Here is a 21,814-nt window from a genome sequence, read left to right as displayed (position 1 = left end):
TGCTCCGGGAAGATCCCCAAAAGTATTGTGACGGCGGCGCATACCGCGATCGCGACCTTGCTCAGGATGCCGGGCTCCACCACGTGCGGGGTGTCGTCGGTCGCTTCGGTGAAGAACATCGACACGATGACGCGCACGTAGAAGTACGCGGCGACAGCACTGGCGACGACGCCGAGGATGACCAGTGGCACGGCGCCGCCCTGGGCGGCTGCCTTGAACACCGCGAGTTTGCTGACGAATCCGCTCGTCAACGGGATGCCGGCGAAGGCCAACAGGAACATCGAAAACATCACGCCCACAATGGGGGAGCGCTGTCCGAGCCCGGCATCCTGAGCAAGGTCGCGATCGCGGTATGCGCCGCCGTCACAATACTTTTGGGGATCTTCCCGGAGCAGCTGCTCGACCTGGCCGATCAGGCGGCGTCGCTACTGCACTAGATATCCCCCGCGTCAGCTCACGAACGGGCGCGTGGCCAACACGTAGATCGCCAGCACCCCGACCGGCGCGGCCAGCGGCAACCACGGCAGCTGCAGCGGGAAGGCCGACGCGACCAGGCCGGCGAACATAAACCCCACGGCCGCAACGGCGGTCGGCCAGCTCCACATGACGGGCGCCCCGACCGCGTGCCGGCACACCAGATAGGCGACCGCGCACAGTCCGGACCAGGCGGCGAAGACGAGCGAGGGATCGGACGCCAGAATGATCGCGACCGTCAGCAGCACGGCGAGGGTCGCCGCCGGGCGGAAGACCACGGAGGCGCCCACCGCGACGGCGGCCGCCACGCCCGCGACGACCGCCGGCCCGTGCGAGCCGAACGCGGCCAGCCCCACCATGAGTGCGCCGAATACCGTTGAGATGCCCAGTGTTGCGGGACGCGCGATCGAGCTCATGCCCGCAGCCGTCCCCGCACGCGGTGGCGGCGGTCGGGCAGGACGGCCATCGACTGATCCAAAGTGCTGTCCCCCCGCCACGCCACGATGTCGACGCCGACGGTCGCCATGTCGCGATACATTGCCGAGCGCTGCAGCGCCCACATCCGGTCGATCAGCGGATCCTGCTGGCTTTCGAAGGGCGAGCTGTCGAGGATGTCGACGGCGATCACGACGTGGCCCCGCTTGCGCAGGTCGATCAGGGCCAGCGCGAATTCCGTGTCGAGCAGCGTGGAGAACGCGATGACGATCGCGCCCACGGGCACCGCGGCGCGGGGCGCCAAAGTGCCGGTGGTGTTTTCGAATCGGTCGCCGGCGCCGAGGACGGTGTCGAGCACCCGGTAGAACTGGCGCTGTCCGATGTCGGCGCCCAGCCAGCGCGGGCGGTTGCCGCCCAAGGCGACGATCCCGGCACGATCGCCGTGCCGCAGGGCGGTCTGCACCACCTGTGCCGCGCCGCGCACGACGCGTTCGGTGGCTTCGGTTGCCGGGCCCGCGGGTTGGCGATACGTGTCGATCAGCACCACCACGTCGGCGGCGCGATCGGTCAATCGCTGTGTCACGTGCAGCTGGCGCCGGCGCGCGCTCACCGGCCAGTTCACCGCCCGCAACTGGTCACCGGGCACGTAGGGGCGGATGTCGGCGTACTCCACACCGGGGCCGATGTGGCGGGTCAAGTGGGCACCCAGCCGGTCGAGCAACTCGATCTGCGGGATCGGTGTCGACTGCGGGGGCGTCAGCGGGAACACGATCACGTCGGCGGCGTCGACGGCGCCCGTACCCGTCAGCAACCCGCCCCGCGCCAGCACCTCGACCCGGGCCCGCACGGGGTAGCGGCCCCAGCGCTGTGCCGTCGCGGCAACGGTTTTCGCGTGGCGCGATGCGGTGTCGAGCTCGTCGAGCTGCATGCCCGCGACGGGCCGCACGGTCAGTTCCACCGCCGCGCGCCCGGAATCGCCCTCTTGGGTCAGCCAGACGCGCACCCGCGCCTGTTCGCTTTCAAAGCATCGCTGCGAATCGGGCGCTCCGTGCACGCGGATCTTCGGCACCGCGGGTTGCCAGCTGATCGAACACAGCACGCCCAGCAGCGGCGCGGCGAACGCGAGCAGCTGCCAGCGCGCACCGATCACCGCGGCGGCCAGCGCAACCCCGGCGCAGGTCGCGATCGAGCGGGTCAACGGCGATGCGCGCCAACGGAACTCGACTTCGGTGCCCATTGGGGTCAACCTTGTCCCCCGCTCGTTCGGGGTACCGGCAGGCGTCGGAGCAATTCCCCGACCACGTCGGCCCCCTGAATCTTGCGGACCCACATCTCCGGCCGCAGGGTGATGCGATGCGCGACGGCCGCGACGGCGAGCGCCTTGACGTCCTCGGGAATCACGTAATCGCGGCCGAGCAACAACGCCCGCGCGCGGGCGAGTTGAACCAGGTCGAGTTCGGCGCGCGGGCTGGCGCCCACAGCGACTTGCGGGTGGTGCCGGGTGGCGGTGGCCAGCGAAACCACGTAGTGCAGGACGTCCTCGTGCACGGTCACCTGCTCGACCGATTCGCGCATCGCCAGCAGGTCGTGCCCGTCCACCACCTGGTTGACCGTCGGCTCGGCCGAGCCGCGCTCGAGGCGGCGGCGCAGCATCGAGGTCTCGTCGCGCTCCGAGAGGTATCGCAGTTCCAGCCGGATCGCGAACCGGTCCAGCTGCGCTTCGGGCAACGGATACGTGCCCTCGTACTCGATCGGGTTGTCGGTCGCCAGGACGATGAACGGCGTTGGCAGCTTGTGGGTTTCGCCGTCGATGCTCACCTGGCCTTCGGCCATCGCCTCCAGCAGGGCCGCCTGGGTCTTCGGCGGCGTGCGGTTGATCTCGTCGGCAAGCAACAGGTTGGTGAAGATGGGTCCGGACCGGAACGCGAAGTTGCCGGACTGCATGTCGTAGATCGTCGAGCCGAGCAGGTCCGCGGGTAGCAGGTCCGGGGTGAACTGCACCCGGGTGAATCGAAGCCCCAGCGCGGCGGCGAAGGACCGCGCGATCAGCGTCTTGCCGAGGCCGGGCAGGTCCTCGATCAGGACGTGGCCGCGCGCGAGCACCGCGATCAGGATGAGCGTCAGCGCCGAGCGCTTCCCCACCACCACCCGTTCGATTTCGTCGAGGACTGCCTCGCAGCGTGCGGTGGTGGTCGCGACCGGCAGCGTCATATTTGCTCCAACTTTCGCAGAATCTCCTCCAGCACCCCGCGTCCGGGTCCGGGTTCGCGGTCGCCGGTGCGCGTGACGTTGTTCGGATTGACCCAGTCCCACAGTTCGGGGCCGAAAAGCATTCGGCCGCTGGCGTGATAGGCGCCTGCGTCCTTGGATTGCTTGTGCCCCGTGGTCATTTCGTAGCGCCGGGCGAGCATGGGGCGCAGATGCCGGTCCCAGTCCGCCCGCGTGGAATCCGACCGCCGGATCGTCGTCTCGGTGGTGGAAAGCCAGCGGCGCAACGAATCCCCCAGCTCGTCGTAGTCCGGCTCGGCCGCCGGTTCGTTGCCGCGCCCCACGTAACGGCGAACGTTGAGCAACACCAGGGCCAGGCCGACACCGGAGGCGGCCAACAGGAAGCGGCGGCCGTGCAGCGTCAACGCCAGCAGCTCGATCCCGACGACGAGGCAAACACCAAGGACGATAAGCCTTTTCATACCGGGCTCCGCAACTCGGCCAGGACCAGCCGCAGAACGTCGACCGCCACCTCGCGATGCCCCTCGCTCATCACATGCCGGGAAAACCGCGCCTCTTCGAACAGGTTGACCAGCCGCTCCGCGTTCTCGGCGTGCAGCGCATGGTGTTCGACGGCCCGGACCAGTACCTCGGTCGGCGTATCGAAGTCCTGCGGGGCGGCGCCGGGCACGCGGGCGAGCTCACGTTCCATCGCCGCGTAGCACGCGATGATCGCCTCACGGGGTTCGCGGTTGAGGTCACCGATCTCGGCCAGTCCGACTTCGGCGGCGCGGGCCAGCGACTCCGACCGCGGCTGCGGTGCCGGCGATTCGATGCGATCGTCGGCCGCCAGGACCGGTCTGGGCGCGCGCCACCGCCGCCGCGCCATGATCAGCGTTCCGGCTACAAGTACCAGGATCATCGGAATCGTGCCGGCCAGCAGGACACCGAACGTGTCCCCCGAACCATTGCCCGGGCGCGGCTGGTTCGCCGAGCCGTCGGCGGACCCGGGCGGCCGCGCGGGGACTTGGGTGGGGGCCGACGGATTGGCGCCGTGCGGCACCAGGAAGCGGACCAGCAGGGTCACGATCAGCAGCCAGGCCACGATCAGCAGCAGTCCGATCAGCAGCACGCGCCAGCTCGGCCGGCCCTTGCCGGTACCGAGCAAGTCGGACAGGTCCGCCTGCGCGGGTGCCGGCCCGCGCGGATCCCGCAACCGCGCGATGACCGCGATCGCCAGCAGCGCGAGCGCCCCGCTCAGGGCCGCGATGACGAAAAGCAGGGCCGCCCGGCCGCCGCCCGGCTCGCCATGAGCCGCATGGCCTTGGGCCGGGAAGTACCCGCGCAGCGCGGTGGCGGCAAAGATCAACAGGACGATCAGGGCAACCACCCGCCCCGTCGGCTTGTCAATACCGGGCTTCATAACGGGCAAGGGGCACCACCCGACCGGTTGCATACGCGGTTGCGGCTCTGTCTTGGTTCATACTGGCACGTCAAGCGGCCATCCCGCCAGGAACGACGCCGGTGCCGCCGCGCGCCGCCGACCCCGGGACGGACCGCGGCTGCGGCTTTGTCCACGGGCCAGAACCGCCGCCGCTCACGGTGTGCAACTTCAACGGATTGTGGCGTACGTCACACTCTTGCTACCGCCGGTACAACCCGCGTACTCGGTGCGACTATTGGACGCACGTCGACCAAGCCCCCAATCTTTGATTGGCTGAGAACCCGTGGCAGCGATTAAGGAGGGACCCGCCGTTGACCGCCGTATACAACGCGACAGCGGCTGAACCACCGACTGAGACCGAAGGCGACGCAGTCGCCTGTATCGACGCCGACGCCGGCACCATCACAAACGGCGGGCTTGCCCCCAGTCGGGCGGTGGAGACGCCTGACCAACCGGAAGACGGCCGGGCGGTCCCGGAGGCCGCCATCGCGGCGCCTACGGGCCCGCGAACCGGCACGGCACTGGGCAAACCCTTCCGATACGTCCTGCGCCAGCTCGATTCCTCGATGCAGACGCTGGGCCGCTTCTTCGACCTGGCCGCCCAGTCCTTCAGGTACCTGATCACGGATTTGATCCGGTTGCGCCACCCCTGGCGGGACACCATCAACCAAGCCTGGTTCATCATCAGCGTCACCGCGATACCCGCGTTGCTGGTGTCTATCCCGTTCGGGGTCATCGTGGCGGTGCAGGTGGGCAACTTTGTCCAGCAGGTCGGCGCCTCGTCGGTGTCGGGCGCGGCCGGCGGCCTCGGGGTGATCCGGCAGGGTGCGCCGGTCGTCGCCGCGCTGCTGCTGGGCGGCGCGGCCGGTTCGGCCGTGGCCACCGATCTCGGCGCCCGCACCATTCGCGAAGAGGTCGACGCGCTGCGCGTCATGGGCATCAACCCGGTGCAGCGGCTGGTCACCCCCCGGCTGGCCGCGATCGTCATCGTGGCGCCGGTGCTGTGCTCATTCATCATCTTCATGGGGCTGGCGGCGGGCTACGCGATCAACGTCGGCTTCCAGTCCGGCACCCCGGGGAGCTACATCGCGTCGTTCGCGTCCTTCGCCAGCGTCAACGACGTCGTGGTGGCCGTCCTCAAGACCTGGCTGTTCGGCGTGATCGTGATCCTGGTGGCCTGCCAGCGAGGGCTGGAGACCAAGGGCGGCGCCCGCGGCGTGGCCGACGCGGTCAACGCCTCCGTGGTGATCGGCATCGTCTCGGTGTTCGTTATCAACCTGGTGATCACGCAGGGGCTGTCGATGTCGATGCCGCTGCGAGTGGGCTGACGGGCGCCGATGACAAAGCCGGCTCGATACGTACCCACGCCGCTGCGGGTCCCGCGATGGTTCGCGAACCGGGGCGATTCGCTCGTCCAGCGCCTCGGCCACCAGGTCACCTTCGGCGCCCAGGTGCTCGGAGCGATACCACACACGCTGAAGCGCTACCGGCACCAGACCGGCGTCCTGCTGGTCGACATGATCTGGGGAAACGGGTCGCTGATCGTCGGCGGCGGCACCATCGGCGTGCTGGTGTTCATGGGCGCGGCGGTCGGCGGTTCGGTCGGGGTCGAAGGGTACGGGGCGCTCGACATGGTCGGGATGGGCCCGCTGACCGGCTTCGTCTCTGCGTACGCGAACACCCGCGAGATGGCGCCGATGATCGCGGGGATCGGCTTCGCGGCCCAGGCCGGGTGCCGCATGACGGCGGAGATCGGCGCCATGCGGATCTCGGAGGAGATCGACGCGCTGGAAGCCCTTGGCATTCAGTCGGTCCCGTTCGTGGTCACCACCCGGGTGATCGCGGGCATGATCACCATCGTCCCGCTGTACGTGGTGACGCTCGCGTTGAGCTACGCGTCGTGCGCGATGGTGGTCAACGTGCTGCACGGGCAGTCGTCGGGCACCTACTACCACTACTTCGACTCGTTCATCCAGCCGTCCGACGTGGTGTTCTCGGTGCTCAAGGCCGCCATCTTCGTGACGCTGATCATCGCCATCCACTGCTATCAGGGCTACTACGCCAGCGGTGGTCCCGAAGGTGTCGGGCGGGCCTCGGGCCGGGCCATCCGGGCCAGCATCGTCACCGTGGTCGCCGCGGACATGGTGCTGACGCTGTTGTTCTGGGGCAACAGCCCCGGCATTCGGATATCGGGATAGCCCATGGCAACGCTGCCGGGTGCGGACCAGGGAGCGCGAGCGCCGAGCTCGCGCTCGTTGCGGATCCGTGGACTGATCGCCGCCATAGCGCTGGGGATCGCGGGCATCGCGCTGTATCAGCTGGGCACCGGCGGCTACGCCGACACGTTCACGCTGACCGTGGTGGCCGATTCGATCGGTGAGGGCCTGACGCCGGGCGCGGAGGTCAAGTTCCGCGGCCTGACGATCGGATCGGTGAAGACGCTGCAATCGGTCGGATACAACAGGCAGAAAATCACGGTGGAACTCGAGCCGCGGCAGGCGAAGGCACTGGCTGCGGACACGACGGCGAATTTCATGTCGTCGAACACTTTTGGCCTCGCGGCGGTCGAACTTGTCAGCAGCGGCGCCGGCCCCCGACTGCGGCCGAACCAGACGCTGTTGATCGGCGCCAACGCGCGGTCGGCCTCCATCACCGGGCTGCTGCGTCAGGGCCAAAAACTCGGCCGGATCGCGGACTCTCCCGACGTCGACCACATCATCGAGGTGGTGCGCCGGCACGCCGACCTGACCGAGCCGGTCACCCGGTCGTACTTCGATCTGGTCAAGATGCTCGTCGACTCCCAGAAAGTGCCGTTTTCGCAATCGCTTTCGGTGTTCGCCTCGGTGGTCAACGGCGCCAGCGACTCCATCCCCCTCATCGGCCTGGCCTATGACCTGCTCAACGGGATGGAGTTCCTGGCGCACCCCGACGGGGTCGACCGCATGAACGTGATCCTGGACCAGACCGCAAAGCTGCTCTTCACCAGCGACAAGATGATCGTGAAGAACGTCTCTTGGCTGGCCCCGTTCATGCGCGCGACGGCCGACGTCTTGCTACCGCTCTCGTACATGCAGGGCAGCATGGCGCCGGTCTATGACCGGCTCTCGGGTCTGCTGGACCGCACCAGCGCGGCTTTCCCGATCATCGACGGCAAGGTCCGCATGCAGATCGAGGTCACCCTCGACACGATGCCCGGACTGACGGCCGCCCTGCCCTCTCAACCCCCAGCGCCGCCGCAGCGAGGTGGCCGATGAGAAGTGTCACCAAATCGGTGGTGTGGCTGACCATCTTCACCGCGGTCGCGGTGGTGTGCACGCTGATCGTGTTGACCGCCTTGCGTTCCCCGGTCACCGGGGCGGTCTCCCGCTACACCGCCGCGTTCTCCGACGTGTCGGGGCTCTACGTCGGCGACGACGTCCGCATTTCGGGCGTGCAGGTCGGCAAGGTGGAAACCATCCGGCTCGACGGGCGGATCGCCAAGGTCGATTTCACCGCGCAAAACGATCACCCGGTGTTCGCCAACACCGTCGCCGCGGTGCGCTATCAAACCCTGCTCGGTCAGCGCTACGTCGAACTCGTCCAACCGGCCAAGCCGGACCAACGGCTACCGCCGGGCGGGACCATCGCGCTGGCGCAGACGATCCCGTCGTTCGATGTGGCCAAGCTGTTCAACGGGTTTCGGCCGATCTTCCAAACCCTCGACCCGGCGCAATTCAACCAATTGGGCGAGAACCTGCTGCGGCTGATCCAGGGCGACGAAAACGGCATCGGCCCGTTCCTGCATGACCTCGACGTCATTTCCAAGCTGGCCGTGGACCGGCAGGCGGTCATCGCCGGCGTGCTGCGCAAACTCAGCGCGATCTCGGCGGACCTGGGCGGCAAATCGCAACAACTGTTCCACCTCATCGCCACGCTCAACGACGTGGTGACGAAGTTCGCCTCCAAGGGCGAGGAGTTCAGTCAGGCAATGGAAGCCGGTCTGCCCGTCTTGCGCAACACCACCCATTTCCTGCAGTACTTCGAGCGCATCTTCGACGGGACCACGGTCCCGCTGTACGACCTGTTCAGCCGGATGTGGCCGCAGACCGCGACGATCATCGCGGGCCTGTCGCTCGCGCCGTCGCTGATCCAGGGCATGCGGGACTGGCTGGCCGACGAAAAGCCAGCCACGCCAACGTTTAGCTGCTCGCACGGCGAAGTGACCCTGCCCGGGATCGGTCAGGTGTCGTTCGCGCAACAGAACTTGGTGGTGTGCCGGTAATGGTGTTCGGCGACAAGGGGACGGGACGGCGGCGCCCCGTGCTCGACGAACGCGCGGCCGCCGCCCGCAATCGCCGCAACGGCATCGTCGGCGTCGTCGTCATCGTTGCGGCGCTCGCCGCGACCGCGATGGCATACCTCAATCCCACCGGCCAGACCGGCTACACCGCGCACCTGCCCAACTCCGGCGGCGTGCGCGCCGGCGACCAGGTTCGGATCGCCGGCATCCCGGTCGGGAAGGTGACCGGCATCCGGCTCGCCGGCGCCGTCGTCGAGATGAAGTTCGACATCGAGCAATCGGTGGTGGTGGGCTCGGAATCCACCCTGGACATCAAGCTGCTGACCCCGTTGGGCGGCCACTATGTGGCGCTCGACCCGAAGGGCGGTTTGCCACTGGGCCGCAAGGTGATTCCGCCGCAGCGCGTCACGCTGCCGTTCGAGGTCAACGACATAATCCAGGCGGCGACGCCACTGATCAAGCAAGTCGACGGCCAAGTCATCCACGACACCTTCACCGAGGTGGCCAACGCGGCCAACAGGTATCCCGACGCGGTGCGCGACCTGCTCCGGTCGGCCAACGCGCTGACCGCGTCGTTGAGCAAGACGACGGCCGACTTCCATCGCGGTCTGGACTTCGTCAACAACGGCCTGCGAGCCACGGTCGCCGAGCGTAAGCAGCTCATCACGCTATTCGAGCAACTCGACATCCTCGACCAGGCCTACACCTCGAGGTCGGTCGACATCATCGAATTCTTCAGCCTGTTATCGGAATTGGCTCGCATCATGGACCGCATCACGGTGTTTTGGGGCCGGGAGGTCGCGCCGGTCGTCAACGGGATCGACGACATCAGCGAGACGCTGGGCGCCCATCCCGAGCGCATCGGCGAGGCGCTCGAGAACCTGGGTCAGACCCTCAACATCGTCGGGCCGATGCTGAGCGGGAACGGGGTCGTCTTCGACAAACACAACCGGCTGGTGCCCGGGCAGGACCTGTGCCTGCCCAACATCATGAGGAATTGTTGACGTGGCCCGGATTTCGGCGCTCGGCTCGCGGCTTCGGTCCCCACTGGGGATCGCCGCGGTGGTGGCCGTGGCGGTGGCGGTCGCGGCGGCGGCGATCATCGGCGCCAAGTTCCTCTCACCGAGCCACACCCGGGCGATGTGCGCCGAATTCACCGACGCGGTAGGGCTTTATCCGGGCAACAAGGTGGCACTGCTGGGTATCGAGGTCGGCTCGACGACCGCGATCGTCAACAAGGCCGACCACGTCGAGGTTGACTTCACCGTCCCCACCGATCTCGACCTGCCGGCCGACGTCGGTGCCGTCACCTACTCGCAATCGATTGTCACCGACCGCCATATCGAACTGACCAAGCCCTACACCGGGGGCCCGAAATTCACCGGCCCGGGCTGCATCAAGCTGAAGTCCACCAAAACGCCGATCAGTGTGAGCGAAACCTTTTCCGCCGTAGGCAAGCTCGCCGACACGATCATGGGGCCCCAACCCGGGCAGGACCCCTCGAAATCGCCGGGTGTGCAGGCCATCAACGACAGCCTGCGGGCGTTCAGCCGCTCGCTGGACGGCACCGGCCCCGGACTCAACCAGACGCTCGGCAACCTGGTCACGATGCTGGCCGACCCGTATAAGGCCGACGCCGACTACCGCCAGCTGTTCGAGAACAGCGAGATCCTCACCTCCGACTTTCTCAAGAACTGGGACAGCTTCGCCTCCTTCGTCCGGATGCTGCCGACCACCACCGAATTGATCGAGGGCCTCTCGGACAACCTCGGCGCGGCCCTGAGCCACATGTCGCACCTGCTGCCGATCCTGGTCGAGGCGCTGGACCGGTGGGGGCCGCGGCTCTACCAAAAGCTGGACAAGGCGATCACCTGGCTGCGGGACATGCTGAACCGGCACACCCCGGCCATCCTCGCGATGATCAACTCGTGGCCGCAGTTCAGCCACTGGATCAGCGACATCTACGAGCCGGCGTGGGGAACCCACAACGTCACGTATATCCCGCCGCAGGTGGCGATTTCGCCGTCGCAGGCCGGCGCCGTCTGCGAGGGGCTGCGGAAACGCAATGTCCCCGGTGCCGCGGCGGCCTGCGCGTCGGGCACCGCGTCGGATCCGGTCACCCTCGGCCTGACCGATCTCATCCTGGGGGCCGCGCTGTCATGAGCCGACGATCGATGCGCGTACTGGTGACCCTGCTGATGATCGGCCTTACCGCGGCGTGTTCGCTGGATCCGACGCGGCTGCCGGTCCCGGGCGCCTACAGCCCCGAACACTCCTACCGGGTCAAGATCCAGTTCTCCAGCGTGCTGAACCTGCCCGCCCGCGCCAAGGTGGACTTCGGTGGGATCCAGATCGGTGTGCTCGACCACGTCCAGCTCGACGGCACCACGGCGGTCGCCTACGTCGATATCGCCGGCGAGAGCAGGCTTCCCGCCAACACCCGCGCCGAACTGCGCCAGGCCACCCCGCTCGGGGACATCTACATCGCGCTGCTGCCGCCGGCGGATCGGGCCGAAGATCGATCCGGGGACCGCTCGGTGGCGCTGTTGCGCGACGGCGACACGATTCCATTGCGCAACACCGCGCCAGCCGACAACGTCGAAGACGTGTTGCGCTCGGTGTCGAACCTGGTGGCCGGCGGCGCGATCGGCACGCTGCAAAGCACCGTGGTGAACCTCAACCACGCGTTCCCCAAGGATCCCGCCGAGCTGACGCGGGCCCAGCAGACCGTCGCCGGCGTGCTGAATGACTTGGCGGCCAACCAGGACACCATCGACGGAATCCTGTCCAGCATGGACAACATCACCACCAACGTGGCCGCCAACACCACGGTGTTCAACCGGCTCGTCACCGAAGGGCCGCCCAAGCTCCAGGGGCTGTCGGCGATCACCCTGGCCATCGTGAACTTGGTCGGGGACTCCAGAGAAATCGGTGATCTCGGCGGGCAGATCCTCAACCCGGTGGCAGGGGACATGATGCAAATGCTCTCCTACATCACGCCATTGGTCGGAACCGTTGCGACCCTCGACACCACCATTCCGGTGCTGGCCGACAAGCTGATCGCGTTCTTGCACTACAAGCTTCTCGGATTTTTCCGCAACGGCGGCCCGAAATACATTGTTTCCGAACTTCATCCACCCACCGGCCACGAGGGCGTCGATCCCGCCGACAAGGCTGATGCGGCGGTCTCGGCGATGCAGACGATGGGAATGCTGCCATGAAGTTCAACGCCCGCGTCACGCTGGCCATCCTGGCGGTGATGACGCTGCTCGGCGCGGCCTACATGTCGATCGGCGTGCTCGACATCGGCCCGACGAAACAGGTCACCCGACTCACCTTGCTGCTCAATACTTCCGGCGGCCTGATGCCCACATCGGAAGTCACGATGCGCGGCATCAAGGTCGGGCGGGTGACCGGCATCCAGACCACGGCGACCGGGCTGGCGGTCTCGATCGACATCGACCGCGAACACCCGGTGCCCGCCGACAGCCCGATCAGCGTGGAAAACCTCTCCGCGGCCGGTGAGCAGTACATCGACTTCAAACCGAAACTCATTGCGCCGCCGTACTTCGCCGACGGGGCGGTGATCCCGCCGGACCGCGTCGCGCCGATGGTTACCGGCGCCGACTTGCTCACCAAGGTCAACGCCCTGGTCTCGGCGCTCAACCTCGACCAGGTACACACCATCATCAGCAACGTCGCCGCCGCGTTCGCCGGCAACGACGCCACCCTCGATTCCCTTGCCACCACGGCGGGGTTGACGGCCAAGGTGATCCACGACGACAAGCAGTTGATGGCCACCCTGTTCGAGAACGTCTCGACGATGACCACCAACCTGGGTGACATCAACGCCGGCGAGGTGATCAGCGAGACGGGGAAACTGCTGCCGCGTTCGGTGCCGGCATTCGTGCGGATGGTCCACGAATTCGAAACCCTTTCGCACAGCGGCGTCGGCGTGGTGGGCCCCAACGACCCGGCCGGCATCTTGGTGGGCAAGATGAGCCAGTACATCGACATGCTGGCCGGTCCGCTGAGCACCTTTGCCACCGTGCTGGAACCCGCCCTCGCACCGCTTCACGACGTCAAGGTCGACGCCGGGCATTGGCTCGACTTCTGGGAATCGACCTTCAACGACACCGGCGGCATGCGGGTTCAACTGAACGTCCCCGCGTGGCACCAATGATCAAGAAAGAACGGGCATGACCAAATCAATTGTCGACAAAGATGAAGCCGTGGACGACACCGAGCCGACGGCGCCCGACGACGGCGCCGAGGACACCGTCGAGGCCGACGAGCCGCCCCGACGATTGTCAAGGTTCCGGCCGAGGATCTCGAGGCGATGGGCGGTGGCCGTTGTCTCGGCGGCGGTGCTCGCCGGCGGCGTGTTCGGGTTCATCAAATACCACCAGGTGACCGGCCAGCTCGCGCAGCTGCGTCAGCAGCAGGCCGACCGCGACGCCGCGGCACAGCTGGCCAAGGAGTATGCGCTGAAGTCGCTGACCTACAGCTTCGAAGACCCCGACGCCTTCTTCCGTTCGGTCGAAGACGGTGTGTCGCAACAACTTAAGGACAAATACGTCAACGCCTCCGACTTGCTGAAGAGCATCATGCTGCAGGCGCAGGTCACCTCCACCGGTGAGGTGCTGGCCACGGACCCGGTGGCTCAGCCCGGTGGGGTCTACCAGGTGGTGGTGTCGGCCCATCAGACCACCCGCAATCTGCAAAACCCGACGCCGAAGGTGTCGATCATCCTGCTGCAGGTCACGGTGAACAGGGTGGGCAACGCCTGGCAGGTCGCCGATATCGGCCCCAAGGCCGGCGCCCGCCCGCCGATCGAGCAGCAGCTCCCGGCGCCCGAGCCGCCTCCCCCGGCCGCCCCCGCTCCGGCCCCGGCTCCGGCTCCGGCTAAGCCGGCTCCGAAACGGTAGGCGCGCACCCGTGCGGCGGCTGGCCCAGCTGGGCGCGATCGTGATGATGGCGACCACTGGCACCGTGTGCCCGACCGCGTCCGCCGACACGTCGTTGCCTTCGTGCCCGCAGACTGCCGCGGTCATCGCGCCGAGCGCAGTGTCGCCGCACACAGACTGCCGAATGCATTCCGGCCCCTTCGATTTCGCGGTCACCTATTGGACCGTGCCCGAGCTGCCCGGGCCGCGCGCGGTCAAGGTCGTCGTGACCGACGCGTCGGGCGAGGTGGTGCAGACGATCGATGAGCTGTTGGAGCCGTCCAGTCCGGGCGGCGTCGGGTTGGAGGACATCGACGGCGACGGGCGCGACGAGCTGATCATCCCGATCGCGCGACACCCGTTCAACGGCAGCCCGAATACCCGGTTCACGGTGTGGCGGGCACCGGACGACCGCCTGCATTTCGAACGCACTCAGATGGTCGCGCAGGCCGCGTATCCCAGCGGCGACGGCTACCTGGTGACCAACGCCGGCGCGCTGGACAGCCGAGACCTGACCTTCTACCTGCCGACGGGAGCGGGCTACACGCTGGTCGTGGTGTTGACCATCGAGGCCGAGCAGGTCGACCCCGACACCCACCGGGTCCTGACCGTCGTCTGCCGCGCCCACCAGGAAGACGGCCTACATGCGGTCGACATGAGCCTGCGCCAGGCCGAGGAAACGTTCTGCGCGTCGCCGGCCGCCATGGCCATCTGGCCGGGCGCCGAGCGCCTTGACATCCGACGCTGGCGCCGCGGGCAGCAATAACGTTTCAAGGTGCGCACGCCGCGCGGGACACCGCCAGCTGTTGTCGTGCCTGGACGAGATCGCCGGCGAGTAGTTCCGGGCTCGCCGGTCGGTAGGGGTCGCTGGCGTCGATCTGCGCCGCCAGCATGTCCGATCGAAGCCGGAGGTCGACCGCGGCGGGATCACGCAAGCCGTTCAGTGGTGACAGGGCGTTTCTGATCTGGCCCGCCACGTAAGGCGGTGTCCCGGAAGGGGTTACGAGGTCGAGGACGTTCTCGAGTCGGTCGGCCACCGGCAGGACAATGCTGCACTCCCAGTCACCGGCGGCCGATGCCGTCGGGCACGTCGTGACCGCGGCGACCACGAGCGGTACGGGCAGAATTCGTCTCAAGCGTTCGGGCATTGACCCTACCTTTGTCCACAGTTGCGGTTTTATCCACAGATTGGTGTTCGGCCGGCCTGATTCGCACACTTGTTCGATAGATTCGAGGTGTGGGATTCATCAGCGCCGAGGCGGCACTAGAGCGGATCAGCGCCGCTCTGGACGCGATCGACGCCGCGCACGATGTGCTGCGGGGCACCTCGTCGGATCTGGTGGGCAACGACTTTCGGGTGGAGGTGGCCGAGCGGCTGGAAACCCAGCAGCGGACCAACCGGGGGTTGATGTATCGGGTGTTCGGTGAGATCGCCGAGCCGCCCGACGGCGCCGAATCCACCCCGGGGCTGCGGGGCCGGGTGTGCGCGCGGCTGCGGATCACCCCCGGGGAGCTGACGCGCCGGTTTCGGGTGGCGGCCCGGATCCGCCCGCGGCGCTCGCTGACCGGACCACCCCTGCCGCCCGAGCTTTCCGAGGTAGCGGCCGCGGTGGAAGGGGGCGCAATTGGGGAGGACCATCTCCGCGTGATCTGTCACGCCCTCGACGTGCTGCCCGCCGCCGTGGCCCCGGCCGACGTCGCCGAAGCCGAACGCGTCCTGGTCGAACACGCCACCAAACTGGACTCCGGAGTGGTGGCCCGGTTGGGGCAGCGCATCGCCGACTACCTCAACCCCGACGGGAACTTCACCGACGAAGACCGGGCCCGACGACGCTCTTTGCGGCTGGGCCCGCAAGGACCCGACGGCATGTCGCGGCTCTCCGGGCTGCTCGATCCCGAGGCCCGCGCCTACTTCGAGGCCATCGAGGCCGCGGTGCGCCCCGGGCGCCACCAACCCGACACCACCCCGCCCGACGAACGCGACACCCGCAGCGCCGCCCAGCGTGGCCACGACGCCCTCAAACTCGCGCTGCAAACCGCGATCGGCTCCGGGAACCTCGGCACCCACCGCGGGCATCCGGTCACCGTGGTGATCACCACCACCCTGGGCGAAATCAACCAAGCCGCCCACGCCGCCGCCGACCCCGCCATCCCGATGCCCGCCCCGGCGCGCACCGGCGGCGGCTCCCGGCTACCGATGTCGGATCTGATCCGCCTGGCGTCCCAGGCGATTCACTACCTGGCCGTCTTCGACGACCACACCAACCGCCCGCTCTACCTCGGCCGCCAAAAACGCCTCGCCACCACCGACCAACGCCTGATCTGCTACGCCCGCGACCGCGGCTGCACCCGCCCCCACTGCCTCGTCCCCGGCGACCGCTGCGAAGTCCACCACGCCCCCGACTGGGCCCACGGCGGACAAACCGACGCCGACAAACTCTTCTTCGCCTGCGGCCCCGACCACGCCGGCGCCACCAACGGCGACTACCACACCCAAGTCACCGACACCGGACGCCTCGCCTGGACCGACGGCACCAGCCCCCCCGACATCAACCACGCCCACCACCCCGACGAACTCCTCAACCAAGACCCCGACCCACCCGACGAAAACGAACAGTGAGAGGCGGTGCTTAGGCCTCCAGGCCGCCCAGCACCGCCATCAGCTGCTTCTCCACCGCCGCCTGCGCGTCGGGCTCGTCGGGCAGCTCCACGCAGAACACGTCGGCCGCCGTCGACCCGAACGTGTGAACCTTGGCCCAACGGATGTCGGCGCCCGCGCGTTCCAGGGCCCGGGCCAGCAGCGCGAGCAGTCCCAATCGATCCATGGCGCGGACCTCGACGAGGGGCTGGCCGGACGCCGCGGGGTCGAGCCACTGGACGTGCGGCGGGGCGGTCGACCGCACGACGGGAACCCCGACCTGGATCTCGCCGGCCCGCTCGGTCGCCGCGCTGGCGGCGTCGGTATCGCGTTTCTCCAGCGTGCCCAGGACGTCGACGTCGCCGTTGAGCGCGTTGGTGAACTGCTGGCGCAGCAGGCCGGCTTCGGGCGGCGAACCGAACAGCGGCGACACCACGAATTCGATGATCGCCACACCCTCGTGCGTGTTGACCGATGCCGAATGGATGCGCAACGAGTTCAAGGCGAGCACCGCTGCGGCGTTCGACACCAACCCGCGCTGATCGGGCGCGATCATCACCAGGTTCAACCGCTCGCCGCCGGCGGCCTCGAGCTGCACATGCACGCCGTGGTCGGCGGCCAGCGAAAGATATTGCGGCGCAGTCGGTTCCGCCTGCGGCAGCGGCTCGCCCGCCATCACCAGCCGGCAGCGGCGCACCAGCTCCTCGATCAGCGACGCCTTCCAGTCGCTCCACACCCCGGGGCCGGTCGCCTTCGAGTCCGCCTCGGTCAGCGCGTGCAACACCTCCAGTAGGAGCGGATCCCCGTCCAGCGCCTCGGACACGACCTCGATCGTCTTGGGGTCGTTGAGGTCGTTTCGGGTCGCCGCCACCGGCAGCAGCAGGTGGTGGCGAACCAGCTTCGACAGGAACTCGGCATCCTTGGCCGCCACCCCCAGCCGCGGCGCGATTTCGAGGGCCATTTCGGCGCCGAGCACGCTGTGGTCGACTCCCCTGCCCTTCCCGATGTCGTGCAGCAGCGCGCCCAGCGCGAGCAGGTCGGGCCGTGCCACGCGGGTCGCCAGCGGCGCCGCGTTCACGGTGGTCTCGATGACGTGACGGTCCACCGTCCACTTGTGCGCGACGTCGCGCGGCGGAAGGTCGCGGATCGCAGCCCATTCCGGCAACAGCCGCTCCCACAGCCCGGTGCGGTCGAGCGCCTCGACCGTCGCCACCGCGGTGGGCCCCGCCGAGAGCACGACCAGCAGATCGTCCAACGCCGTGCTGGGCCAAGGGATTGGCATCTCGGGCGCGGCGGCGGCCAGGCGACTGAGCGTGGCGGCGCCGATCGGCAACCCGGTGTCCGCCGACGCGGCGGCCACCCGCAGCACCAGCCCGGCGTCGGTTTCCGGTGCGGCGTCGCGGGCGAGCACGATCTCGCCCGCATACTCGACGACGCCCTCGTCCAGCGGGCGCCGCCTGGGCCGGCGCACCAGGGCCGACACGCCACGGCGCGGCAACGCGTTTTCCGCGGTCCGCAGCCCCGTCTCGGAGTGGTAGGCGATGGTCCGCCCGGCGTCGGAAAGCTTGCGGGACAAGTCGAATCGGTCACCGATATGCAGGGCGGCGCTGATCTCGTCGGCGTACTGGGCCAGCAGCTGATCGCGCCCGCGCCCGGAGACCCGGTGCAGCTCGGTGCGCACGTCGAGGAGCGTCAGATAGGCCTCGTCGAGCGAACCGCCCGGCGTTTCCGGGCGGGCCATGCCGTGACGGTCGATGAGCTGGGCCACCCCGAGGGCGTCAAGCAATTGCACGTCGCGCAGGCCGCCGCGACCGGATTTGAGGTCCGGCTCGGCGCGCTGCGAAATCCGGCCGCAGCGCTGCCAACGGGCTTGGGTCATTTCGACCAGCTCGCCCATTCGGGAGCGAATTGCGCTGCGCCACTGCCTTCTTGCGCCCGCGATCAATTCCTCGGACAGCCGAGCATCGCCGGCGATGTGGCGGGCATCGAGCATGCCCAGGGCGGCGATCATGTCGGTGTTGGCGACGCCGAGCGCGCCGGAAACCGTTCGCACGCTGTGGTCGAGCCGAACGTTGGCGTCCCACAACGGATACCACAGCTTGTCGGCGACTCGCTGCAGCACGTCGTCGGACTTGTTGTCGTGCAACAACATCAAGTCCAGATCGGAATACGGCAGCAGCTCGTGGCGTCCCAGCCCGCCGATCCCGACGATTGCGAAGCCACTGCCGTCGGTGATGCCTAACTCGTCCGCCTTGGCCGTCAGCCACGACTCGTGCAGATCCTGCCACGCGTGCCGCAACTCGGCGGCCGCCAGCCCGCGACCATCCGACAGCAAACGACGCCGCGCGGCTACCAAATCGCTTGCGCCGCGGCCATTTTCCGTGCCCGGTCCAGATGACCCGGACGGGCCGGGTGGGTCCTCTTTCATACCCTCCCGGCCCGTCCGGCCTGAATCAGCAAGCTACGGTCAAGGTCAGAGGGCATCGGTCCCGCGTTCACCCGTGCGCACCCGCACGATGGTTTCCACGGGGCTCACCCAGACTTTGCCGTCTCCGATCTTGCCGGTGCGGGCCGCCCGGACGATGCTGTCCACGACCTTGTCGACGATGGAGTCGTCGATGACGACCTCGATCCGCACCTTCGGCACGAAGTCGACCGAGTACTCGGCACCCCGGTAGACCTCCGTGTGGCCCTTCTGCCGTCCGTAGCCCTGGATTTCGCTAACGGTCATCCCCAGGACGCCCGCCTCCTCGAGGGCGGTCTTGACGTCGTCGAGCGTGAACGGCTTTACGATAGCGGTGACCAGCTTCATGAAGTCTCTGCCTCCACTTTCTTGACTGCGTCGTCCTGTCCGTTGGGGCTTTCCTCCGCGCCGCCGATCCGGTGCGGAATGGACGAGGCCCCGATAACTGCGAACTCGTAAGCGGTTTCTGCGTGCTCCGACTCATCGATGCCGCCAGCCTCGGCTTCCGGACTCAGCCTAATCCCGATGGTGTATTTCAGGATAAGCGCCAGGACAAGCGTCACGAGGAACGAGTAGAAGAGGACGCTGAACGCGCCGACCGCCTGCCGCTCGAGTTGTGACCAGCCACCACCGTAGAAGAGGCCCTTCGAAACGCCGGTCACGCCGTTGATAGCCGTGCTCTCCGGGGCCGCGACCAGGCCGACCAGAAGCGTGCCCGTCAAACCGCCGATCATGTGGACACCGACCACGTCCAGCGAGTCGTCGAAGCCGAACCTGAACTTCAGCCCCACCGCCAGCGCGCACACCGCACCGCCGACGAAGCCGATCACCAGCGCACCGAGCACGTTGACCGACGAGCAGGACGGCGTGATGGCCACCAGCCCGGCGACGATGCCCGAGGCCGCGCCCAGCGTGGTGGGATGCCCGTCCCGGATGCGCTCGACCAGGAGCCAGGCCAGCATGGCCGTCGCGGTTGCGATCGTCGTCGTCATGAAGGTCGACCCGGCGGAGCCGTTGGAGCTGGTCGCCGATCCGGCGTTGAACCCGAACCAGCCGAACCACAGCAACCCGGCGCCCAGCATGACGAACGGCAGGTTGTGCGGGCGGAACAGCGTCGTGGGCCAGCCCTTGCGCTTACCCAGGACGATCGCCAGCGCCAAGCCCGCCGCACCGGAGTTGATATGGACCGCCGTTCCACCTGCGAAGTCGATCGCATGCAGCTTGTTGTTGATCCAGCCGCCGTGCTCGGAAGCGAAGCCGTCGGCCGCGAACACCCAGTGCGCCACCGGGAAGTACACCAGCGTCGCCCACAGCCCGGCGAACACCAGCCACGCGGTGAACTTCAGCCGGTCCGCCACCGCGCCCGAGATCAGGGCGACGGTGATGATCGCGAACATCAGCTGGAAGGCGACGAACACCGTGGCCGGCATGGTGCCGGCTAGCGGGATGTCAACGGCCGCCTGCGCCTTGCTCGGGTCGGCTTTGACGGCATTGCCACCGATGAGGCCCTTCAGCCCCCAGTAGTCGCCGGGGCTGCCTACGACGCCGCCCTTGCTGTTGCCGAACGACATCGAGTAGCCGTAAAGCACCCACAGCACGGTCACCACGCCCATCGCGCTGATGCTCATCATGATCATGTTGAGCACGCTGCGGGTACGGACCATGCCCCCATAGAAGAAGGCAAGGCCCGGCGTCATTAACAGCACCAGAGCGGAACTCGCCAACATCCAGGCGGTATCGCCCGTATCGGGTTGGCCCAATTGCGGGAATGCCACGCGCTATCACCTCCGGTTGCACAGGAAAGGCCGTCAGACGTCCGTCTGTGGCCTGCGAGAACCATGCGCAATTGTTGTTTCGGCGATGGTGCCGCCGTGTTTCGGCGGTATTAACGTCGTGCTTGGCGTGTAAGCGGTCTCAGCCGAGCAGGGCGTCCACGAAAGCGGCGGGCTCGAACGGCGCCAAGTCGTCGGGGCCTTCGCCCAGCCCGACCAGCTTCACCGGCACCCCTAGTTCCTGTTGAACGCGGAAAACAATGCCGCCCTTGGCCGTTCCGTCCAGCTTGGTCAGCACCGCGCCGGTGATGTCGACGACGTCGGCGAAGACGCGAGCCTGGGCCAGCCCGTTCTGGCCGATGGTGGCGTCGAGCACCAGCAGCACCTCGTCGACCGCGGCCCGCCGGGTCACCACGCGCTTGACCTTGTCGAGCTCGTCCATCAGCCCGACCTTGGTGTGCAGTCGCCCGGCGGTGTCGATGACGACGACGTCGGCGCCGGCCGCGATGCCCTTGTCGACCGCGTCGTAAGCCACCGACGCCGGATCGGCGCCCTCGGCGCCGCGCACCACGTCCGCGCCCACCCGCGAGGCCCAGGTTTGCAGCTGATCGGCGGCCGCCGCCCGGAACGTGTCGGCCGCGCCCAACACGACGCGCCGCCCGTCGGCCACCAGCACCCGCGCGAGCTTGCCGACGGTGGTGGTCTTCCCCGTGCCGTTGACGCCGACGACCAGCAGCACCGAGGGATGGTCGGCGTGCGGCAGGGCGCGAATCGAGCGGTCCATGTCGGGCTGCAGCTCGTTGATCAGGACGTCGCGCAGCACCGCCTTCGCGTCGGCCTCGGTGCGCACGCTGCCGCTGGCCAGCCGGCTGCGCAGCTGCGTGATCACCGACTCGGTGACGACCGGGCCGAGGTCGGCGACCAGCAACGTGTCCTCGACGTCCTGCCAGGATTCCTCGTCCAGGTCGCCGCCGCCGATGAGGCCGAGCACGCTGCGCCCGAGCGCGGTCTGCGAGCGCGCCAGCCTTCCGCGGAGTCGTTCCAGCCGGCCTTCGGGCGGGGCGATGGCCTCGATCTCGGCCGCTTCGGGCGCGGGAGGGGCCGGCGGGGCCTCGGGCGCCGGAGGGGCCTCGGGCGGCAGGGCGGCCTCGGGC

21 protein-coding genes and 1 pseudogene are annotated in these 21,814 nt (G+C 68.0%); 11 read left to right on the top strand and 11 right to left on the bottom strand.

What is annotated here, in order from left to right; translation table 11 throughout:
* The 6 genes and pseudogenes from A5706_RS29775 to A5706_RS29750 all read right to left on the bottom strand — a co-directional run.
* Positions 1–350 (bottom strand): annotated as a pseudogene (locus A5706_RS29775) (proton-conducting transporter membrane subunit); the annotation flags it as partial.
* 99 nt (positions 351–449) lie between these two features.
* Entirely contained in the window at positions 450–890 is a 441-nt protein-coding gene (locus A5706_RS29770) for a hypothetical protein (RefSeq protein WP_068139515.1), read from the bottom strand.
* The gene (locus tag A5706_RS29765) at positions 887–2,146 is read right to left on the bottom strand and encodes a DUF58 domain-containing protein (RefSeq protein ID WP_068139512.1); all 1,260 of its coding nucleotides are present in this window, start codon (positions 2,144–2,146) and stop codon (positions 887–889) included. Before A5706_RS29765 ends, A5706_RS29770 begins: the two co-directional genes overlap by 4 nt.
* A gap of 5 nt (positions 2,147–2,151) precedes the next feature.
* Entirely contained in the window at positions 2,152–3,120 is a 969-nt protein-coding gene (locus A5706_RS29760; protein WP_068139510.1) for a MoxR family ATPase, read from the bottom strand.
* Positions 3,117–3,599 carry a hypothetical protein gene (locus A5706_RS29755; protein ID WP_068139507.1) on the bottom strand — a complete coding sequence of 161 codons (483 nt, stop codon included), beginning with the start codon at positions 3,597–3,599 and terminating at the stop codon, positions 3,117–3,119. Before A5706_RS29755 ends, A5706_RS29760 begins: the two co-directional genes overlap by 4 nt.
* The gene (locus tag A5706_RS29750) at positions 3,596–4,549 is read right to left on the bottom strand and encodes a DUF4129 domain-containing protein (RefSeq protein WP_231985468.1); all 954 of its coding nucleotides are present in this window, start codon (positions 4,547–4,549) and stop codon (positions 3,596–3,598) included. The genes A5706_RS29755 and A5706_RS29750 overlap by 4 nt, the downstream gene beginning before the upstream one ends.
* 446 nt (positions 4,550–4,995) lie before the next feature.
* Between A5706_RS29750 and A5706_RS29745 the strand changes: the two genes are divergently transcribed.
* The 10 genes from A5706_RS29745 to A5706_RS29700 are packed head-to-tail and all read left to right on the top strand — an operon-like array spanning position 4,996 to position 14,552.
* A complete protein-coding gene (locus A5706_RS29745; protein WP_369831974.1) occupies positions 4,996–5,889 on the top strand; it encodes an MlaE family ABC transporter permease in 894 nt (297 codons plus the stop codon).
* A gap of 9 nt (positions 5,890–5,898) precedes the next feature.
* The gene (locus A5706_RS29740; protein ID WP_068139504.1) at positions 5,899–6,759 is read left to right on the top strand and encodes an ABC transporter permease; all 861 of its coding nucleotides are present in this window, start codon (positions 5,899–5,901) and stop codon (positions 6,757–6,759) included.
* A gap of 3 nt (positions 6,760–6,762) precedes the next feature.
* Entirely contained in the window at positions 6,763–7,815 is a 1,053-nt protein-coding gene (locus A5706_RS29735) for an MlaD family protein (protein ID WP_068139501.1), read from the top strand.
* On the top strand, positions 7,812–8,822 hold the full coding sequence (locus A5706_RS29730; RefSeq protein WP_068139497.1) for an MlaD family protein: 1,011 nt from the start codon (positions 7,812–7,814) through the stop codon (positions 8,820–8,822). Before A5706_RS29735 ends, A5706_RS29730 begins: the two co-directional genes overlap by 4 nt.
* Positions 8,822–9,844 carry an MlaD family protein gene (locus tag A5706_RS29725; protein ID WP_068139493.1) on the top strand — a complete coding sequence of 341 codons (1,023 nt, stop codon included), beginning with the start codon at positions 8,822–8,824 and terminating at the stop codon, positions 9,842–9,844. Before A5706_RS29730 ends, A5706_RS29725 begins: the two co-directional genes overlap by 1 nt.
* 1 nt (position 9,845) lies before the next feature.
* Positions 9,846–11,003 carry an MCE family protein gene (locus A5706_RS29720; protein WP_068139491.1) on the top strand — a complete coding sequence of 386 codons (1,158 nt, stop codon included), beginning with the start codon at positions 9,846–9,848 and terminating at the stop codon, positions 11,001–11,003.
* Positions 11,000–12,061, top strand: coding sequence for an MlaD family protein (locus A5706_RS29715; RefSeq protein WP_068139488.1), 1,062 nt, complete (start codon positions 11,000–11,002; stop codon positions 12,059–12,061). Before A5706_RS29720 ends, A5706_RS29715 begins: the two co-directional genes overlap by 4 nt.
* Positions 12,058–13,023 (top strand): MlaD family protein, encoded by a 966-nt coding sequence (locus tag A5706_RS29710; protein ID WP_068139485.1) that lies wholly within the window; start codon positions 12,058–12,060, stop codon positions 13,021–13,023. Before A5706_RS29715 ends, A5706_RS29710 begins: the two co-directional genes overlap by 4 nt.
* A gap of 16 nt (positions 13,024–13,039) precedes the next feature.
* Entirely contained in the window at positions 13,040–13,768 is a 729-nt protein-coding gene (locus A5706_RS29705) for a hypothetical protein (protein WP_068139482.1), read from the top strand.
* Between the two features lie 43 nt (positions 13,769–13,811).
* Positions 13,812–14,552 (top strand): hypothetical protein, encoded by a 741-nt coding sequence (locus A5706_RS29700; protein ID WP_068139517.1) that lies wholly within the window; start codon positions 13,812–13,814, stop codon positions 14,550–14,552.
* A 4-nt stretch (positions 14,553–14,556) separates the two neighbouring features.
* On the opposite strand, the gene A5706_RS29695 is transcribed toward A5706_RS29700, so the two are convergent.
* Entirely contained in the window at positions 14,557–14,934 is a 378-nt protein-coding gene (locus A5706_RS29695; RefSeq protein WP_068139479.1) for a hypothetical protein, read from the bottom strand.
* A gap of 98 nt (positions 14,935–15,032) precedes the next feature.
* Between A5706_RS29695 and A5706_RS29690 the strand changes: the two genes are divergently transcribed.
* Positions 15,033–16,406: an HNH endonuclease signature motif containing protein gene (locus A5706_RS29690; RefSeq protein WP_082964733.1), complete on the top strand. Its 1,374-nt coding sequence runs from the start codon at positions 15,033–15,035 to the stop codon at positions 16,404–16,406.
* 10 nt (positions 16,407–16,416) lie between these two features.
* Here the strand turns inward: A5706_RS29690 and A5706_RS29685 are convergent, their stop codons facing one another.
* From A5706_RS29685 to ftsY, 4 genes are all read right to left on the bottom strand, one after another.
* Entirely contained in the window at positions 16,417–18,852 is a 2,436-nt protein-coding gene (locus A5706_RS29685; RefSeq protein WP_082964731.1) for a [protein-PII] uridylyltransferase, read from the bottom strand.
* Positions 18,853–18,897: 45 nt separating this feature from the next.
* Positions 18,898–19,236 (bottom strand): nitrogen regulatory protein P-II, encoded by a 339-nt coding sequence (glnB, locus tag A5706_RS29680; protein WP_068101997.1) that lies wholly within the window; start codon positions 19,234–19,236, stop codon positions 18,898–18,900.
* Positions 19,233–20,615: an ammonium transporter gene (locus tag A5706_RS29675; RefSeq protein ID WP_068101999.1), complete on the bottom strand. Its 1,383-nt coding sequence runs from the start codon at positions 20,613–20,615 to the stop codon at positions 19,233–19,235. Before A5706_RS29675 ends, glnB begins: the two co-directional genes overlap by 4 nt.
* Positions 20,616–20,802: 187 nt before the next feature.
* Positions 20,803–21,814 (bottom strand): signal recognition particle-docking protein FtsY (ftsY, locus tag A5706_RS29670; protein WP_068139472.1); only part of this gene is annotated, 1,012 nt, incomplete at its 5' end.

Source organism: Mycobacterium sp. E796, assembly GCF_001672815.1.
Classification (GTDB): domain Bacteria; phylum Actinomycetota; class Actinomycetes; order Mycobacteriales; family Mycobacteriaceae; genus Mycobacterium.
Note: the sequence above shows the minus strand (reverse complement) of the source record. Positions and strands in the feature narration are given on the sequence as shown.

What these genes read in the sequence shown, in the direction of transcription:
- A5706_RS29770 (WP_068139515.1), bottom strand. Translation starts at nt 890, where the DNA reads ATGAGCTCGATCGCGCGTCCCGCAACACTGGGCATCTCAACGGTATTC.
- A5706_RS29765 (WP_068139512.1), bottom strand. Translation starts at nt 2,146, where the DNA reads ATGGGCACCGAAGTCGAGTTCCGTTGGCGCGCATCGCCGTTGACCCGC.
- A5706_RS29760 (WP_068139510.1), bottom strand. Translation starts at nt 3,120, where the DNA reads ATGACGCTGCCGGTCGCGACCACCACCGCACGCTGCGAGGCAGTCCTC.
- A5706_RS29755 (WP_068139507.1), bottom strand. Translation starts at nt 3,599, where the DNA reads ATGAAAAGGCTTATCGTCCTTGGTGTTTGCCTCGTCGTCGGGATCGAG.
- A5706_RS29740 (WP_068139504.1), top strand. Translation starts at nt 5,899, where the DNA reads ATGACAAAGCCGGCTCGATACGTACCCACGCCGCTGCGGGTCCCGCGA.
- A5706_RS29735 (WP_068139501.1), top strand. Translation starts at nt 6,763, where the DNA reads ATGGCAACGCTGCCGGGTGCGGACCAGGGAGCGCGAGCGCCGAGCTCG.
- A5706_RS29730 (WP_068139497.1), top strand. Translation starts at nt 7,812, where the DNA reads ATGAGAAGTGTCACCAAATCGGTGGTGTGGCTGACCATCTTCACCGCG.
- A5706_RS29725 (WP_068139493.1), top strand. Translation starts at nt 8,822, where the DNA reads ATGGTGTTCGGCGACAAGGGGACGGGACGGCGGCGCCCCGTGCTCGAC.
- A5706_RS29715 (WP_068139488.1), top strand. Translation starts at nt 11,000, where the DNA reads ATGAGCCGACGATCGATGCGCGTACTGGTGACCCTGCTGATGATCGGC.
- A5706_RS29710 (WP_068139485.1), top strand. Translation starts at nt 12,058, where the DNA reads ATGAAGTTCAACGCCCGCGTCACGCTGGCCATCCTGGCGGTGATGACG.
- A5706_RS29705 (WP_068139482.1), top strand. Translation starts at nt 13,040, where the DNA reads ATGACCAAATCAATTGTCGACAAAGATGAAGCCGTGGACGACACCGAG.
- A5706_RS29700 (WP_068139517.1), top strand. Translation starts at nt 13,812, where the DNA reads ATGATGGCGACCACTGGCACCGTGTGCCCGACCGCGTCCGCCGACACG.
- A5706_RS29695 (WP_068139479.1), bottom strand. Translation starts at nt 14,934, where the DNA reads ATGCCCGAACGCTTGAGACGAATTCTGCCCGTACCGCTCGTGGTCGCC.
- A5706_RS29685 (WP_082964731.1), bottom strand. Translation starts at nt 18,852, where the DNA reads ATGAAAGAGGACCCACCCGGCCCGTCCGGGTCATCTGGACCGGGCACG.
- glnB (WP_068101997.1), bottom strand. Translation starts at nt 19,236, where the DNA reads ATGAAGCTGGTCACCGCTATCGTAAAGCCGTTCACGCTCGACGACGTC.
- A5706_RS29675 (WP_068101999.1), bottom strand. Translation starts at nt 20,615, where the DNA reads ATGTTGGCGAGTTCCGCTCTGGTGCTGTTAATGACGCCGGGCCTTGCC.